The organism is Nocardioides sp. B129/18, assembly GCF_055282735.1.
This window is the reverse complement of record NZ_JBUZJI010000008.1, coordinates 102,309-117,778: the sequence shown is the minus strand read 5'-3', so window position 1 is coordinate 117,778 and position 15,470 is coordinate 102,309. Positions and strand designations below refer to the sequence as shown.

Genomic DNA, 15,470 nt, shown 5'->3' with positions numbered 1-15,470 from the left:
CCGACCCACGACAATGCGGATCGTGGACGACGGTGGGGGGCTGCGCAGCGGTGCCGGGCGCGCCCTGCCCGTGCTCGCCATCGGGGGCCTGACGACGGTCGCGACGCTGCTCGCCGACCTCGTCGTGCGGCCCGTGCCCGTCGACCTCGGCGCGGTCCTGGCCGTGCCGCTGCAGGCGGTGGTGGCGGTGCTCGTGCTGCGCGGCACCCGTCCGCTGGCCCACCCGCGCCCCCTGCGCATGGAGGGCGTCGAGGACCTCGTCCGGCTCACCACGACCGCCGTCGCCGTCGCCCTCGCCGGGCTGGCCGTCGTCGGCCTCGTCGACCGGCCGGGCGCCTCCGCGCTGGCGTCCCTGGCCACCGCGCACGCCGCTGCGACCCTGGCGGTGCTCGCGCCCGCGGTGGTGCGACGCCGCGACGACGCCTGCACCGGCACCTCGGAGGAGCTCGCGCTGCAGGTGGTGGCCCTGACGGCCACGCTCGCCTGGGTCTTCCACCCCGGCCAGGGCCTGCCCGTCGGCTTCGCTCCCCTGCTGGCCCTCGGCTGGGCCGCCGCCCGGCTGGGCCTGCGGGTGGTGGCCGTCGAGCTCGCGGTGCTGACCGCCACCGCGATCGTCGCGACCAGCCGCGGCTGGGGCCCGTTCGGCGACGCCCTCAGCGACAGCGTGGCCGCTCCGCACCGCGAGACCCTCGCCCAGGTGACGGTCTTCGTCCAGGCCCTGCTGTGCCTCTCCCTCTCCCAGGCCACCCAGCAGCGCACCCGCCTGCTCAACCGGGTCCAGGCCGACGAGCGCCGCTACCGCCGCAGCTTCCAGCAGTCGGTCGTGGGCCAGCTGCTGCTGCGTCCCGACGACGGCGTCCTCGTGGTCACCGACCTCAACGACGCCGGCGTCGCCCTCCTCGGCCGCTCGCGCGAGCAGGTGCTCGCCACCCGGCTCGACCAGCACCTCACCGGACGCGCCGGCACCACGCTGGCCCCCGCCCTCGCCGCCGCGATGACCACCGCCCGCGGCCCGCGCGAAGGCCTGCGGCTGCGCCTGGGGGTCGCCGCTCGCCCCGAGGTCCGCGTCGAGCTGGCGCTCACCCGGGTCTCCAGCCCCTCCGAGCCCGAGCTGTACGCCGCCCAGCTGCTCGACGTCACCAGCGAGGCCGAGGCCAGCCGCCGACTCGAGGACGCCGAGAAGCTCACCAGCGCGACGCTCGACACCACCGCCTGCGTCGTCCTGGTCACCGACCTCGACGGCCGCATCGTCCGCGTCAACGCGGCCACCACGGCGCTCACCGGCTACCGCACCGACGAGCTCATCGGCACGCCCCTGTGGCGCACGACCCTCGCCCCGGAGGACACCTCCGACCTCGAGGCGCTCTTCCTGTGGCCCAACCGCGACGGCACCCCGGTGGTGCGCGAGAGCGACGTCGTCACCCGGTCGGGCGACCGGCGACGGCTGGTGTGGACCAGCAACCTGGTGCGCGACGACCAGGGCCTCCCCGCCTACGCCGTCATGACCGGCATCGACGTCACCTCCGAGCGCTCGGCCTCCGAGCTGGTCACCCACCTCCTCCAGGCGCCGCTGACCACCGCGCTCGTCGGCGTCGACGGCGCCGGACTCATCACCGTGTTCAACCCCGGCGCCCAGCGTCTGCTCGGCCTCGAGGGCCACGACCGCATCGGGCGGCCCTTCGCCGACCTCTTCGACCGCGCGCAGCTGCTGGAGCGCACCGGCACCTCGAGCCCGCGCGACGCCGTCGCCTTCCTCGCCGCCGTCACCGCCGACGGGCAGGAGCTGCCCGCGCAGGACTGGACGTGGGTCAAGCGCGACGGCAGCCGGCTGGAGGTCTCGATGTCGCTGAGCCTCATCGACCCCGGCCAGGGCCCGGGCGCCGGCAGCCTGCTGTGCGTGGCGCGCGACGTCACCGAGCAGCGTCGCAGCCAGCAGGCGCTGGTCGCCGCGCTCGAGCGCGAGCGCACCGCCGTCGAGCGGCTCTCGGCCCTCGACGACGCCAAGAACGAGTTCGTCTCGACGGTCTCCCACGAGCTGCGCACGCCGGTCACCAGCATCCTCGGCTACACCGAGATGCTCCTCGAGGACTCCCCCACCGCGCTGGACGAGGAGCAGGAGCGGCTGCTGCGGATCATCGCGCGCAACGGCACCCGCCTCATCGACCTGTGCAACGACCTGCTGACCCTCAGCGGCCTCGACGCCGGCACCATCGACTGGCGTGCCGAGGAGGTCGACCTCACCGCGCTCCTGCGCACCGCCGCCGAGGCCGTCGGCCCGCTCGTCGCCGACCGCGAGCTGCACTTCGACGTCGAGACGCCCGCCGCGCCCGTGCTCGTCGCCGGCGACGGCTCCCAGCTCGAGCGGGTGCTCCTCAACCTGCTCTCGAACGCCGTGAAGTTCACCGAGGACGGCGGCCTGGTGCGCGCCAGCGTCGCGGTCGACGCGCAGGACCGCGCCGTCGTCACGGTGCGCGACACCGGCATCGGCATCCCGGCCGAGGAGCAGGACCGTCTGTTCCAGCGGTTCTTCCGCAGCACCACCGCCCAGCGTCACGCCATCCAGGGAACCGGGCTGGGCCTCTCGATCGTGCGCGCGATCGTCGAGGCGCACGGCGGCTCGGTGCGGGTGCGCTCGGCGCACCAGGAGGGCAGCACCTTCACGGTGCTGCTCCCCCTGGCGCGGCGCTGAGGCTCCGGCTCCCGCGCGTCAGGCGCGGTTGACCGCGCTCAGCACGGCCTTGAGCGAGGCGGTGACGATGTTGGCGTCGACGCCCACGCCCCAGAAGATGCGGTCGCGCACCGAGCACTCGACGTAGGCGGCGGCGACGGCGTCGCCACCGGCGGACAGCGCGTGCTCGGCGTAGTCGAGCACGCGCACGTCGAAGTCCTGCTCGAGGCTGTTGAGCGCGTTGACGAAGGCCGCGATCGGGCCGTTGCCGGTGCTCTGCAGCGTGCGCCGCTCGCCCTCGACGAGGAGGTCGACGGTGAGGGCGTCCTTCTCCCCCGCCGCGGCGGAGGTGTGCACGGAGTCCAGGCGCAGCGGCGCCTCGCGGTCGAGGTACTCGGCGCGGAAGATCGACCAGATCTCCTCGGGCGTGACCTCGCCGCCCTGGGCGTCGGTGTGCTGCTGGATGACGCGGCTGAACTCGATCTGGGCGCGCCGGGGCAGGTCGAGCTTGTGCTCGGCCTTGAGCACGTAGGCCACGCCGCCCTTGCCGGACTGGCTGTTGACGCGGATGACGGCCTCGTAGGAGCGGCCGACGTCCTTGGGGTCGATCGGCAGGTACGGCACCGCCCAGGTGTGCTCGTCGACCGGCACCCCGGCCGCGGCGGCGTCGCGCTCGAGGGCCTCGAAGCCCTTCTTGATGGCGTCCTGGTGGGAGCCGGAGAAGGCGGTGTAGACGAGGTCGCCGCCGTAGGGGTGGCGCTCGGCGACGGGCAGCTGGTTGCAGTACTCGACCGTGCGGCGGATCTCGTCGATGTCGCTGAAGTCGATCTGCGGGTCGATGCCCTGGGTGAGGAGGTTCAGCCCCAGGGTGACCAGGCAGACGTTGCCGGTGCGCTCGCCGTTGCCGAACAGGCAGCCCTCGATGCGGTCGCCGCCGGCCAGGTAGCCCAGCTCCGCGGCCGCGACGGCGGTGCCGCGGTCGTTGTGCGGGTGCAGGGACAGCACGACGTGCTCGCGGTAGGCGAGGTTGCGGTCCATCCACTCGATGGAGTCGGCGTAGACGTTGGGCGTCGCCTCCTCGACCGTGGCGGGCAGGTTGATGATGACCGGCCGCTCGGCCGTGGGCTCGAAGACGTCCATGACCGCGTTGCAGACGCGGACCGCGAACTCCAGCTCGGTGCCGGTGTAGCTCTCGGGGCTGTACTCGTAGAAGACCGTGGTGTCGGGGATGGTCTCCTCGTACTTCCTGCACAGCCGCGCGCCCTGGACGGCGATGTCGAGGATGCCGTCCATGTCGAGGCCGAAGACCACGCGACGCTGCAGCGTCGAGGTGGAGTTGTAGAGGTGGACGATGGCCTGCTTCGCGCCGGTCAGCGACTCGTAGGTGCGCGCGATCAGCTCCTCGCGGGCCTGGGTCAGCACCTGGATGACGACGTCGTCGGGGATGTGCCCGCCCTCGATCAGCTCGCGGACGAAGTCGAAGTCGGTCTGGCTGGCGCTGGGGAAGCCGACCTCGATCTCCTTGTAGCCCATGGCGACCAGCAGCTTGAACATCTTCAGCTTGCGGGCCGGGCTCATGGGGTCGATGAGGGCCTGGTTGCCGTCACGCAGGTCGACCGCGCACCAGCGCGGCGCCTTCGTCATCTGCTGGTCGGGCCAGGTGCGGTCGGACAGGACGACGGGGATGAAGGGCGCGTAGCGGCCGAAGGGCATGCCGGAGGGCTGCTGGGGGTTGTCGGCCGGGTTGGAACGGATGCTGCTCACGGGACTCTCTCCTGCGGATGGATGCGGTGCCGGCGCATGACGGACTCCGCAGCGAGGAGGTCGGCGGATCAGACCTCGCTGCGGCAGCGAAGGAGGAGCAGGCGCATCATGACGTCCTCACCATAGCCCACCGTCGCGGACCACCGGGGCCGATGATCAGTGGGCGGCCTCGTGCCAGCTGCGGCCGGTGCCGACGGAGACGTCGAGCGGCACCGTGAGGGACGCCGCCGCCCCCATGCGCTCGCGGACGACGGCCTCCAGGGCCTCGCGCTCCCCCTCGGCGACCTCGAGCACGAGCTCGTCGTGCACCTGCAGCAGCAGCCGTGAGCGCAGGCCCTGGGTCTCGAGGGCCTCCTGGACGCCGAGCATCGCGATCTTGATGAGGTCGGCGGCCGAGCCCTGGATGGGCGCGTTGAGCGCCATCCGCTCGGCCATCTCCCGGCGCTGGCGGTTGTCGCTGGTGAGGTCGGGCAGGTAGCGACGCCGGCCCTTGATGGTCTCGGTGAAGCCGCTGCGACGGGCCTCGTCGACGATGCCGCCGAGGTAGTCGCGCACCCCGCCGAAGGTCTCGAAGTACTCCTCCATCAGGCCGCGGGCCTCGCCCGGCTCGATGCCCAGCTGCTGGGAGAGGCCGAAGGCCGAGAGCCCGTAGGCCAGGCCGTAGTTCATCGCCTTGATCTTGGCCCGCTGCTCGACGCCCACGGAGTCGGCCGGGACGTCGAAGACCCGGGCGGCGGTGAGGGAGTGGAAGTCGCTGCCGGAGCGGAAGGCCTCGATGAGCAGGGCGTCCTCGGAGAGGTGGGCCATGATCCGCATCTCGATCTGGCTGTAGTCGGCCGTCATGAGCGACTCGTGACGCTCGCCGACGACGAAGCCCTCGCGGATGCGGCGGCCCTCCTCGGTGCGGATCGGGATGTTCTGCAGGTTCGGCTCGGTGCTGGAGAGGCGGCCGGTGGCAGCGATGGTCTGGTTGAACGTGGTGTGGATGCGGCCGTCGGGCGCCACCGACTTCAGCAGCCCCTCGATGGTCTGGCGCAGCCGGGTGACGTCGCGGTGGCGCAGCAGGTGCAGCAGGAACGGGTGCTCGGTCTTGGCGTAGAGCGCCTGCAGCGCGTCGGCATCGGTGGTGTAGCCGGTCTTGGTGCGCTTGGTCTTGGGCATGTCGAGCTCGTCGAAGAGCACGACCTGCAGCTGCTTGGGCGAGCCGAGGTTGATCTCCTTGCCGATGACGGCGTAGGCCTCCTCGGCGGCCGAGCGCACCTCGGTGGCGAAGTGCTCCTCCAGGCCGGAGAGGTAGTCGGTGTCGACGGCGATGCCGGTCTGCTCCATGCGGGCCAACAGGTGCACCAGCGGCAGCTCGACCTCGCCGAGCAGGGCGGTGCCGCCGTGCTCCTCGACGGCGGTCTCGAGCGCCTCGGCGAGGTCGACGACGGCCCGGGCGCGCAGCATGCCGGCGTCGGCGGCGCCGGAGCCGTCGTCGAAGAGCTGGCCCTGGTCGGCGTCGGCGTCCTCGCGCAGCTCGCGGCGCAGGTAGCGGACGGTGAGGTCGGCGAGGTCGTAGGAGCGCTGGTCGGGGCGCACGAGGTAGGCGGCCAGGGCGGTGTCGCTGCGCAGGCCGTCGAGCGCCCAGCCGTGGGCGGCCAGGGCGAGGATCGGGCCCTTGGCGTCGTGGAGGGCCTTGGGGCGGGCGGGGTCGGCCAGCCACGCGGCGAGCGCGGCGTCGTCGTCGGGGCCGAGCTCGGCGACGTCGAGGTGGGCGGCGGTGCCGCCGGCCGTGGCGAAGGAGAGGGCCTCGACGCGACCGGTGCCGGCGCCCCAGGCGCCACGGACGTGGAGGCCGACGAGCTCGGTGCCGAGGTCGTCGAGGAACGCCGCGACCTCCCCGGGCGCGAGCACCCGGCCGGCGAGCTCGAAGCCGCCCTCGGCGACGTCCTCCTCGCTGGAGAGGGTCTCGAAGAGGCGATCGCGCAGCACCCGGAACTCCAGGGAGTCGAAGAGGGTGTGCACCTCCTGGCGGTCCCACGGCCGCAGGGCGAGGTCGTCGGGGCCGAGCTCGAGGTCGAGGTCGCGCACCAGGGCGTTGAGGCGCCGGTTGCGGATGACGTCGGCGAGGTGGGCGCGCAGGTTGTCGCCGGCCTTGCCGGTGACCTTGTCGGCGTGGGTGATGAGGTTGTCGAGGCCGTCGTAGGTGGCCAGCCACTTCGCGGCCGTCTTCGGGCCGACCCCGGGGATGCCCGGCAGGTTGTCGGAGTCCTCCCCCACGAGCGCCGCGAGCTCGGGGTAGCGGCCGGGAGGGACGCCGTACTTCGCCTCGACGGCCTCGGGGGTCATCCGCGCGAGGTCGCTGACGCCGCGCATCGGGTAGAGCACGGTGCTGTGCTCGGTGACCAGCTGGAGGGAGTCGCGGTCGCCGGTGAGCACGAGGACGTCCATGTCGGCGGCCAGCGCCTGGGTGACGAGGGTGGCGATGATGTCGTCGGCCTCGTAGCCGTCCTTCTTCAGGAAGGGGACGCGCAGGGCGTCGAGCACCTCCTCGATCAGCGGCAGCTGGCTGGAGAACTCGCCGGGCGTCTTGTTGCGCTTGGCCTTGTACTCGGCGTACTCCTCCAGGCGGAAGGTCTGACGCGAGACGTCGAAGGCCACCGCGAGGTGGGTGGGCTGCTCGTCGCGCAGCACGTTGATGAGCATCGAGGTGAAGCCGTAGACGGCGTTGGTGTGCTGCCCGGTGCTGGTGGAGAAGTTCTCGACCGGCAGCGCGAAGAACGCGCGGTAGGCCAGCGAGTGGCCGTCGAGGAGGAGCAGGCGGGAGCGGCCGGAGGACGTCGAATCGGTCACCCGGCGACTCTAGCCATCGCCGCCGACCATTACGTTGGCGCCATGAGCGAGGAGCGCGAGGCGCTGATCCAGGAGATGTCGAGCCGCATGGGCGCGCTCAACGAGCGGATGGGCATCGAGCTGGTCGAGGTCACCCCCGACCGGATCGTCGCCACCATGCCCGTCGTCGGCAACACCCAGCCCTACGGCCTGCTCCACGGCGGCGCGTCGGTGGTGCTCGCCGAGACCCTCGGCTCGATCGGGTCGGCGATCCACGCCCACCCCGACCGCCTCGCCGTCGGCGTCGACATCAACGCCACCCACCACCGCTCCGAGGTCGACGGCGTCGTCACCGGCGTCGCGACCCCCGCCCACCGCGGCAAGGCCAGCGCGACCTGGGAGGTCGTCATCAGCAACGCCGCCGGTCAGCGGGTGTGCACCGCGCGGATCACCTGCTCGCTGATCCCCGCGGAGAAGCTGGCGCGCTGACCCGCGGCGGACCTGCGCCGGGCGTCAGTCCTGCTCGGCCTCGGCGGCGCGCCGCATCGAGCGACGCGCGGCCAGCAGCGAGCCGAGCTGGCGACCACCGGCGAGCCGCTCGGCCGCCGGGCGCTGCGCCTCGATCTTGGCGCGCATGAGCTGGGTGGGCGCGACCCGCACGGTGACCTGCGGGGCGAAGCCGAGGCGGGCCATGAAGCGGTTGGCGTCGCGCGAGCCCGAGGTGGCCTCGCTGAGGACGTGGCCGATGCCGAGCTCCTCGGCGTAGGACGCCGCGGCCTCCATCAGGGTGCGGCCGACGCCGTGGCGCCGGAAGGACGGCAGCACGTGCGGCGAGAGCGCCTGGACGACCGGCTCGAGGTTGATCGGGCTGACGGTCGTGACCCGCAGGAAGACGGCGCCGGCGGGCTCGCCGTCGTACTCGGCGATGACCACGCGCTGCTCCGGGGAGACGCAGGCCTGCTTGAGGACGACCTCGAGATCGGCCACCTGGTCCTGGCGATCGGCCCGCCGCAGGGCGTCGGACCACAGGTCGACGAGGAAGTGGGCGTCCTCGACCCGAGCGGGACGCAACGAGACCAGCGCGCGGCTCATCGACCCTGCCTCTCCGGGCGCGCACGCGCCCGACCTGGTGGGCCCCTGCGCCGGCCCGCCGTCTGGAGGTGAGACTACGCTCTCCGCCGGGCCGAGGGAGAGGGGACGCCCATGATCGCGGGCATCGGCACGCTCACCAACGTGGCCACCGTCCTGGTCGGCTCCGGCGTGGGCCTCGCCCTGGGCCACCGGCTCCCCCAGCGCACCCGCGGCGTCGTCACCGACGGGCTCGGCCTGGTCACGCTCCTCATCGCCGCGCTCTCCGCGACGGCGGTCACCTCCGCGGCCCTCGCCGACCGGGTCGGCGGCGACGCTCCGGTCCTGATCGTCCTGGGATCGCTGCTGATCGGCGGGATCGTCGGCTCGCTGCTGCGCCTGGAGGATCGCGTCGAGCTCCTCGGCGGGTGGCTGCAGCGCCGCCTCGCCGGCGACGCCGCCGCCTCGGAGCAGCGTCAGCGCTTCGTCGAGGGCTTCGTGGTGTCCTCGCTGGTGTTCTGCACCGGGCCGTTGACCATCCTCGGCTCGCTCAACGACGGGCTGGGCAACGGCGCCGACCAGCTCTACTTGAAGTCGGCGCTCGACGGGTTCGCCGCCGTCGCCTTCGCCGCGTCCTTCGGCGTCGGGGTGGCCGCCAGCGCGATCACGGTCGTCGTCGTGCAGGGCGGCCTGACGCTGGTGGGCCTGGCCCTCGGCGACGTCCTCCCCCAGGCGCACCTCGACGCCGTCACCGCCGTCGGCGGCCTGCTGCTCGTCGGCGTCGCGCTCCGGCTGCTGCGGATCCGGGAGGTCCCCGTCGCCGACCTGCTCCCGGCGCTCCTGGTGGCCCCGGCGCTGGTGGCGCTCGTGGCTCGTCTGCACTGATGCAGAACCGTGACACGCGCACACGCCCCGAGGTCTAGGGTGCAGCCATGCTGACTCGTCCCACGCACCGGGCAGCCCTCGTCGCTGCCGTCCTGACCAGCTTGTCCTTGTCCCTCACGGCCTGCGGAGGCGGCGACTCGGACTCGACCGCATCGGGCGCGAGCAAGGGCCTGGGGCTGATCTCGGGCGGCACCCTGACGGTGTGCTCGGACGTGCCCTACCCGCCCTTCGAGGACTTCGACAAGAGCGCTCCGACCGGCTTCAAGGGGTTCGACGTCGACATCGTCTCGGCCGTCGCGAAGAAGCTCGACGTCAAGCTCACGATCAAGGACTCCTCCTTCGACGCCCTGCAGAGCGGCCTGGCCCTCAACTCCGGCCAGTGCGACCTGGCCGCGAGCGCCATGACGATCACCCCGGAGCGCGAGAAGCGCATCGGCTTCAGCACCGGCTACTACGACTCCGAGCAGTCGCTGCTCGTTCCGGCCGACTCCTCGATCGCGGCGATCGGCGACCTCGCCGGCAAGAAGGTCGGCGTCCAGAAGGGCACCACCGGCCAGACCTACACCCAGGACAACGCGCCGGACGCCAAGATCGTCGTCTTCCCGAGCGACGGCGAGATGTACGCCGCGCTGAAGGCCGGCCAGGTCGACGCGCTCCTGCAGGACCTCCCGGTCAACCTCGACCACCAGAACGACCCCAAGCAGCAGGGCAAGTTCAAGGTCGTCGAGAAGTACGACACCGGCGAGAAGTACGGGCTGGCGATGAAGAAGTCGAACACCGCCCTGGTCAAGGCGGTGGACGAGGCTCTCGCGACGCTCAGGTCCGACGGCGACTACCAGAAGATCTACGACACCTACTTCTCCACCAACTGAGGTGCGACGCTCCACGCAGCGCCGCGTGCGGGACGGCAGCCTGTACGCCGTCCTTCTCGCGGTGGTGGTCCTCGCGGCCTTCTCCGCCGACTGGCAGGCCATCCGGCTGAACTTCCTCGACGGGGAGACCGCGCGGGCCCTGTGGCCCGACATCGTCCTCACCGCGGCGGTCAACACGGTCAAGTACACCGTGATGGCCTTCGTCGGCGGCTTCGTGCTGGCGCTCGCGCTGGCGCTGATGCGGCTCTCCACGCTCGGGCCCTACCGCTGGATCGCGACGGCCTACATCGAGTTCTTCCGCGGGCTGCCCGCCCTCGTCGTCATCATCCTGCTCGCCCTGGGAGTGCCGCTCGCCTTCCAGTGGACGCCGCCCGGCGGCACCACGGGCGCGGGCATCCTCGCCCTCATCATGGTGTCGTCGGCATACATGGCCGAGACCCTGCGGGCCGGCATCCAAGCGGTGCCGAAGGGACAGTCCGAGGCCGCGGCGTCGCTGGGCATGAACGGATGGTGGACGATGATCTCGATCACGCTGCCGCAGGCGATCAGGATCGTCATCCCGCCCCTGACCAACGAGTTCATCCTGCTGGTCAAGGACACCTCGTTGCTCAGCGTGGTGGGCTTCCAGCAGAACCAGCAGGAGCTCACATCGTTCGGACAGGCGGGTCTCTCGACCTACTCCAACTCGACGCCGCTCATCGCGATCGCGCTGGTCTACCTCGTGATCGCCGTCCCGCTCACCCAGCTCGTGGCCTACCTCGAGCGTCGCCAGCAGAGGGCCTCTCGATGAACGCGACCCCCGCCATCCAGGTCGAGCAGCTCCACAAGCACTACGGGCGCAACGAGGTGCTCAAGGGCATCGACTTCCGCGTCGACCCCGGCCAGGTGGTGTGCGTCATCGGGCCGTCGGGGTCGGGCAAGTCGACGCTCCTGCGCTGCGTGAACCGACTGGAGGAGCCGACCTCGGGTCGCATCCTCGTCGAGGGCATCGACATCTGCGACCCCGAGACCGACCTCGACGCCGTGCGCAGCCGCATCGGCATGGTCTTCCAGCAGTTCAACCTCTTCCCTCACATGAGCGTGCTGCGCAACCTGTGCATCGCCCAGCGCCGCGTCCGGGGCCGCTCGAAGGAGGAGGCCGTCGCCATCGCCCGGCGCAACCTGGCCAAGGTCGGCCTGGCGGGGAAGGAAGACGCCTATCCCGCGCACCTCTCCGGCGGTCAGCAGCAGCGGGTCGCGATCGCGCGGGCGCTGTCGATGGACCCCGACATGATGCTCTTCGACGAGCCGACCTCCGCGCTCGACCCCGAGCTCGTCGGCGACGTCCTGGCCACCATGAAGGAGCTCGCGTCCGAGGGCATGACGATGATGGTCGTGACCCACGAGATGGGCTTCGCCCGCGAGGTGGGCGACCGCCTGGTGTTCATGGACGGCGGCGTGATCGTCGAGGAGGGCGACCCCCGCACCGTGCTGGGCGACCCCCAGCACGAGCGCACGCGCTCGTTCCTCTCCAAGGTGCTCTGAGCGCGCGGGCTTCCGCCCGAGCGACGCGGAACGGCCCTCCCCGCCGATGGCGGGGAGGGCCGTTCGTCGCGTCGTGTCGTGAATCCTCAGACGTCGCCGCCTAGGTAGGCCGCCTTGACGGCCGGATCCGCCGCGAGGTCCGCGCCCTTGCCGGTGCGCACGATCGAGCCGGTCTCGAGGATGTGGGCCTCGTCGGAGCGCTTGAGCGCCTGGGCGGCGTTCTGCTCCACCAGCAGCACCGTGGTCCCCTGGGCGTTGATCTCGGTGATGATCGAGAAGATCTGCTGGATCAGCTTCGGCGCCAGTCCCATCGACGGCTCGTCCAGCAGCAGCAGGCGAGGCCGCGACATGAGCGCCCTGCCGATGGCCAGCATCTGCTGCTCACCGCCCGACATGCTGCCCGCCGCCTGCTTCTGCCGCTCCTGCAGGCGCGGGAAGAGCGTGAACACGCGCTCGACGTCCTCAGCGTAGGCCGCCGACCGACGGTCCTTGCGCAGGTAGGCGCCCATGTCGAGGTTCTCCAGCACCGTCATGCCCGGGAAGCAGCCGCGACCCTCGGGCGACTGGCTGATGCCCCGCTTGACGCGCTCGTACGGCGCCAGGTGGGTGATGTCCTCCCCCTCGAACCGGACGGAGCCGGCGCGGACCTTGCGCAGGCCCGACAGGGTCTTCATGGTCGTCGTCTTGCCGGCGCCGTTGGCGCCGACCAGTGAGGTGACCGTTCCCTCCGGCACCCCGAACGTGATGTCGCGGATGGCCTCGATGTGCCCGTAGTTGACACATAGGCCGTCGACCTCAAGAAGCATCTTCTTCCTCCACGCCCAGGTAGGCGGCGATGACCGCCGGGTTGTCTCGGATCTCCTCGGGGCGTCCCTCCGCGATCTTGCGTCCGAACTCCAGCACCACGATCCGGTCGGTCACGCCCATCACCAGCCGCATGTCGTGCTCGATGAGCAGCACCGTGTAGCCGGCGTCGCGGACCTTTCGAATGAGCTCCATGAGCCGCACCTTCTCGGCGGGGTTGAATCCCGCGGCGGGCTCGTCGAGGCACAGCAGCTTCGGGCCGGTGGCCATCGCCCGGGCGATCTCGAGCCGCCGCTGGTCGCCGTAGGACAGGTTCGCGGCGAGCTCGTCGTCGCGAGCCGTGATGCCCACCAGCGCGAGCAGCTCCTTGGCACGGGCCGTCTGCTCGGCCTCGGCGCGACGGTGACGCGGAAGGCGGAACAGCGCGTCGACGAAGCGCACCTTGCTGTGGGTGTCGGACCCGACCATGACGTTCTCGAGCACCGTCATCGACTTGAACAGCCGGATGTTCTGGAACGTGCGGGCGATCCCGAGCCGCGTGATCTTGTGCCGCTTCATCCGGCCGAGGGGCTGACCGTTGAACCGCACCGTGCCCGACGTCGCCTGGTAGACGCCGGTCATCACGTTGAAGCAGGTGGTCTTGCCAGCGCCGTTCGGGCCGATGAGACCGAGGATCTCGCCCTCGCGGATGTCGAAGCTGACGCCGTCGAGCGCGGTCAGTCCGCCGAATCGGATGGTGACGTCGTCGACCTCCAAGATGGCGGGCCGCGTGCTCGCGTCCGCCCCCGAGGGCGCGGTCTGGGGGGTGGTGTTCTCAGCCACGGGCGCTTCCCTCCAGCTCGCCCTCTTCGAGGGCGTCGATCTCGATCTCGGCCGCCCTGGCCCGGCGGGCCCGGCGCGGCGGCAGCAGGCCCTGCGGGCGCCAGATGGCCAGGACCATCAGCGCGAGGCCGAAGACGAGGTAGCGGTAGTCGTCGAGCTGCCGGAAGCGCTCCGGCAGATAGGCGACGAGCACGCCACCTATCATCGCGCCCCACCGGTTGCCGGAGCCGCCGACGATCACGGCGGCGACGAACAGCATGGAGTACAGGAGGGGGAAGCTGTCAGGGCTGATGTACCCGCTCTGTCCGCTCGCGAGGAACGATCCGGCGAGACCACCGATCGCCGCGCCGAGCGCGAAGGCCATCAGCTTGTACTTGAAGGTCGGGACGCCCATCAGCTCGGCGGCGTCCTCGTCCTCGCGCGTGGCCTCCCACGCGCGCCCGATGCGGCTCGCCTTGATCATCCGGTCAGCCAGCAGGACCACGAGCAGCGCCGTGATCACCAGCCAGTAGTAGGGGATCGCGTCGACCGCGCCGAAGGTGAGGAACGCCGTCTTCCGATCGGGGTCGATGCTCGGCACGATCCCGTCCCACTGCAGCGCCGGGATCTTGAACAGGCCGCCCTGGTCGAACGGCGGGGTCGGCGCGGCGCCGATGTTGGTCGGGTGCGGGATGTCGCGGATGCCGCGCGAGGCGCCGAGCCACTCGATGTTCTTGGCGCTGATCCGGATGATCTCGCCGAACCCGAGGGTCACGATGGCCAGGTAGTCGCCGCGCACCCGCAGGGTCGGGGCGCCGAGGATGACGCCGGTGACCATCGTGACCGCGACCGCGACCGGGAGCACCAGGTAGAACGGCCAGTGGCCGTGCTGCGAGGTGAGCACGCCCACCGCGTAGGCGCCGGTGGCGTAGAAGCCCACGTACCCGAGGTCGAGCAGGCCGGCGTAGCCGATGACGATGTTGAGGCCTACCGCGACGAGGGCGAAGATCGCTGCGAGGTACATGACCCCGCCGAAGTCGCTGTCCGGGGTGGTGATGACCGGCAGGCGCAGCAGCGGCAGCGCGTACACGAACAGCACGAGCAGCGCTCCGAGGAGCATCTTGGCCAGCAGGGGCAGTCGGCTCAGGGCGGTCAGCCGGGCGTCCCACCAGTCGCCCACGCGCAGGAGCATGGTCCGTCCGCCGTTCATCACGCACGCGCCTTTCCGAGCGCCTCGCCGAGCAGACCCGACGGGCGCACCAGGAGGATCAGGACGAGGAGCACGAAGGCGGTCACGTCACGCCAGTCGTTGCCGAAGACGGCGGCACCCCAGCTCTCGATGACGCCGAGCACCAAGCCGCCGAGCAGGGCACCGCGCAGGTTGCCGATGCCGCCCATGACGGCCGCCGTGAAGGCCTTCACGCCGAGGAGGAAGCCGGCGCTCTGCTTGGTGGCGCCGATCTTCATCATGTAAAGGGTCGCCGCGGCGCCGGCCATCAGGCCTCCGATGAGGAAGGTGATCTGCACGACCCGCGTCGGGTTGACGCCCATCAGCGAGGCGGACTCGGGGTCCTGGGCGGTCGCGCGGATGCCGCGCCCCAGCTTCGTGCGCCGCACGAACTGGTCGAGCGCCACCATCATGGCGATCGCTGCGACGACGATGACCAGGTCGACGTCGCTGACACCGTAGCCACCGATGTGGAAGAGCGTGTGCGGCTCGATGGTCACAGGGTTGGTGTAGACGTCACGCGCCTTCTCCGGCGAGACGTAGTTGGCCAGGTCGTCGTCGAGTCCGAACCAGCCGGCGAAGCGATCGCGCAGGCCCATCGCCTCGGAGAGCGCGAAGGAGGCGCCGATGGCCGAGATCAGCGCGATGAGCTTGGGGGCGTTCTTCTTGATCAGCGGACGGTAGGCGACCCTCTCGAGGAGCAGTGCGACCAGCCCGGAGACGGCCATCGCCACCACGAGCGCGACGAGCAGGAGAGGCGCGGAACGCCCGAGCGACCAAGAGGCGTCCGCCGTTCCGTGGAAGAAGACGAACACCCAGGCCACGGCGAAGGTCCCGAACATGAAGACCTCGGAATGGGCGAAGTTGATGAGCTGCAGGACGCCGTACACCATCGTGTACCCGAGGGCGATCAGCGCGTAGATCGCGCCGAACACCAGCCCGCCTGCCGTGAAGCTGAGGAAGCCGTCGAGGCTGCCGAACAGCGCTCCGAAGTCCAACGAGATACCTTCCGCCGATCGTGATGGTCGCGGTCGGGGCCCGT

The 15,470-nt window shown here is 71.2% G+C and carries 13 protein-coding genes; 6 read left to right on the top strand and 7 right to left on the bottom strand.

Annotated features, from left to right (window positions below; all coding sequences use genetic code 11):
- Nucleotides 1-22: 22 nt before the first annotated feature.
- Nucleotides 23-2,689, top strand: coding sequence for an ATP-binding protein (locus tag ACZDWJ_RS08300; RefSeq protein WP_463520467.1), 2,667 nt, complete (start codon nucleotides 23-25; stop codon nucleotides 2,687-2,689).
- An 18-nt stretch (nucleotides 2,690-2,707) separates the two neighbouring features.
- On the opposite strand, the gene leuA is transcribed toward ACZDWJ_RS08300, so the two are convergent.
- Together leuA and polA are read right to left on the bottom strand one after the other, a co-directional pair.
- Entirely contained in the window at nucleotides 2,708-4,381 is a 1,674-nt protein-coding gene (leuA, locus tag ACZDWJ_RS08295) for a 2-isopropylmalate synthase (protein WP_463520512.1), read from the bottom strand.
- A 207-nt stretch (nucleotides 4,382-4,588) separates the two neighbouring features.
- A complete protein-coding gene (polA, locus tag ACZDWJ_RS08290; protein ID WP_463520466.1) occupies nucleotides 4,589-7,267 on the bottom strand; it encodes a DNA polymerase I in 2,679 nt (892 codons plus the stop codon).
- 42 nt (nucleotides 7,268-7,309) lie between these two features.
- On the opposite strand from polA, the gene ACZDWJ_RS08285 reads away from it, so the two are divergent.
- Entirely contained in the window at nucleotides 7,310-7,735 is a 426-nt protein-coding gene (locus tag ACZDWJ_RS08285) for a PaaI family thioesterase (protein WP_463520465.1), read from the top strand.
- A gap of 24 nt (nucleotides 7,736-7,759) precedes the next feature.
- Here ACZDWJ_RS08285 and ACZDWJ_RS08280 read toward each other — a convergent pair whose 3' ends face one another.
- Complete coding sequence (locus ACZDWJ_RS08280) at nucleotides 7,760-8,338, bottom strand: GNAT family N-acetyltransferase (RefSeq protein WP_463520464.1); 579 nt, start codon at nucleotides 8,336-8,338, stop codon at nucleotides 7,760-7,762.
- Between the two features lie 111 nt (nucleotides 8,339-8,449).
- On the opposite strand from ACZDWJ_RS08280, the gene ACZDWJ_RS08275 reads away from it, so the two are divergent.
- From ACZDWJ_RS08275 to ACZDWJ_RS08260, 4 genes are all read left to right on the top strand, one after another.
- Nucleotides 8,450-9,199: a DUF554 domain-containing protein gene (locus ACZDWJ_RS08275; RefSeq protein WP_463520463.1), complete on the top strand. Its 750-nt coding sequence runs from the start codon at nucleotides 8,450-8,452 to the stop codon at nucleotides 9,197-9,199.
- A 101-nt stretch (nucleotides 9,200-9,300) separates the two neighbouring features.
- Nucleotides 9,301-10,071 (top strand): ABC transporter substrate-binding protein, encoded by a 771-nt coding sequence (locus ACZDWJ_RS08270; RefSeq protein WP_463520462.1) that lies wholly within the window; start codon nucleotides 9,301-9,303, stop codon nucleotides 10,069-10,071.
- A 25-nt stretch (nucleotides 10,072-10,096) separates the two neighbouring features.
- Nucleotides 10,097-10,861 carry an amino acid ABC transporter permease gene (locus ACZDWJ_RS08265; protein ID WP_463520461.1) on the top strand — a complete coding sequence of 255 codons (765 nt, stop codon included), beginning with the start codon at nucleotides 10,097-10,099 and terminating at the stop codon, nucleotides 10,859-10,861.
- Complete coding sequence (locus ACZDWJ_RS08260) at nucleotides 10,858-11,595, top strand: amino acid ABC transporter ATP-binding protein (protein ID WP_463520460.1); 738 nt, start codon at nucleotides 10,858-10,860, stop codon at nucleotides 11,593-11,595. The genes ACZDWJ_RS08265 and ACZDWJ_RS08260 overlap by 4 nt, the downstream gene beginning before the upstream one ends.
- 86 nt (nucleotides 11,596-11,681) lie before the next feature.
- Here the strand turns inward: ACZDWJ_RS08260 and ACZDWJ_RS08255 are convergent, their stop codons facing one another.
- From ACZDWJ_RS08255 to ACZDWJ_RS08240, 4 genes are read right to left on the bottom strand one after another with little or no spacing between them, the layout of a single operon-like run.
- A complete protein-coding gene (locus tag ACZDWJ_RS08255; protein WP_463520459.1) occupies nucleotides 11,682-12,401 on the bottom strand; it encodes an ABC transporter ATP-binding protein in 720 nt (239 codons plus the stop codon).
- Complete coding sequence (locus ACZDWJ_RS08250) at nucleotides 12,391-13,221, bottom strand: ABC transporter ATP-binding protein (protein ID WP_463520458.1); 831 nt, start codon at nucleotides 13,219-13,221, stop codon at nucleotides 12,391-12,393. The genes ACZDWJ_RS08255 and ACZDWJ_RS08250 overlap by 11 nt, the downstream gene beginning before the upstream one ends.
- On the bottom strand, nucleotides 13,214-14,410 hold the full coding sequence (locus ACZDWJ_RS08245; protein WP_463520457.1) for a branched-chain amino acid ABC transporter permease: 1,197 nt from the start codon (nucleotides 14,408-14,410) through the stop codon (nucleotides 13,214-13,216). The genes ACZDWJ_RS08250 and ACZDWJ_RS08245 overlap by 8 nt, the downstream gene beginning before the upstream one ends.
- Entirely contained in the window at nucleotides 14,410-15,426 is a 1,017-nt protein-coding gene (locus ACZDWJ_RS08240; RefSeq protein WP_463520456.1) for a branched-chain amino acid ABC transporter permease, read from the bottom strand. Before ACZDWJ_RS08240 ends, ACZDWJ_RS08245 begins: the two co-directional genes overlap by 1 nt.
- Nucleotides 15,427-15,470 lie beyond the last annotated feature (44 nt).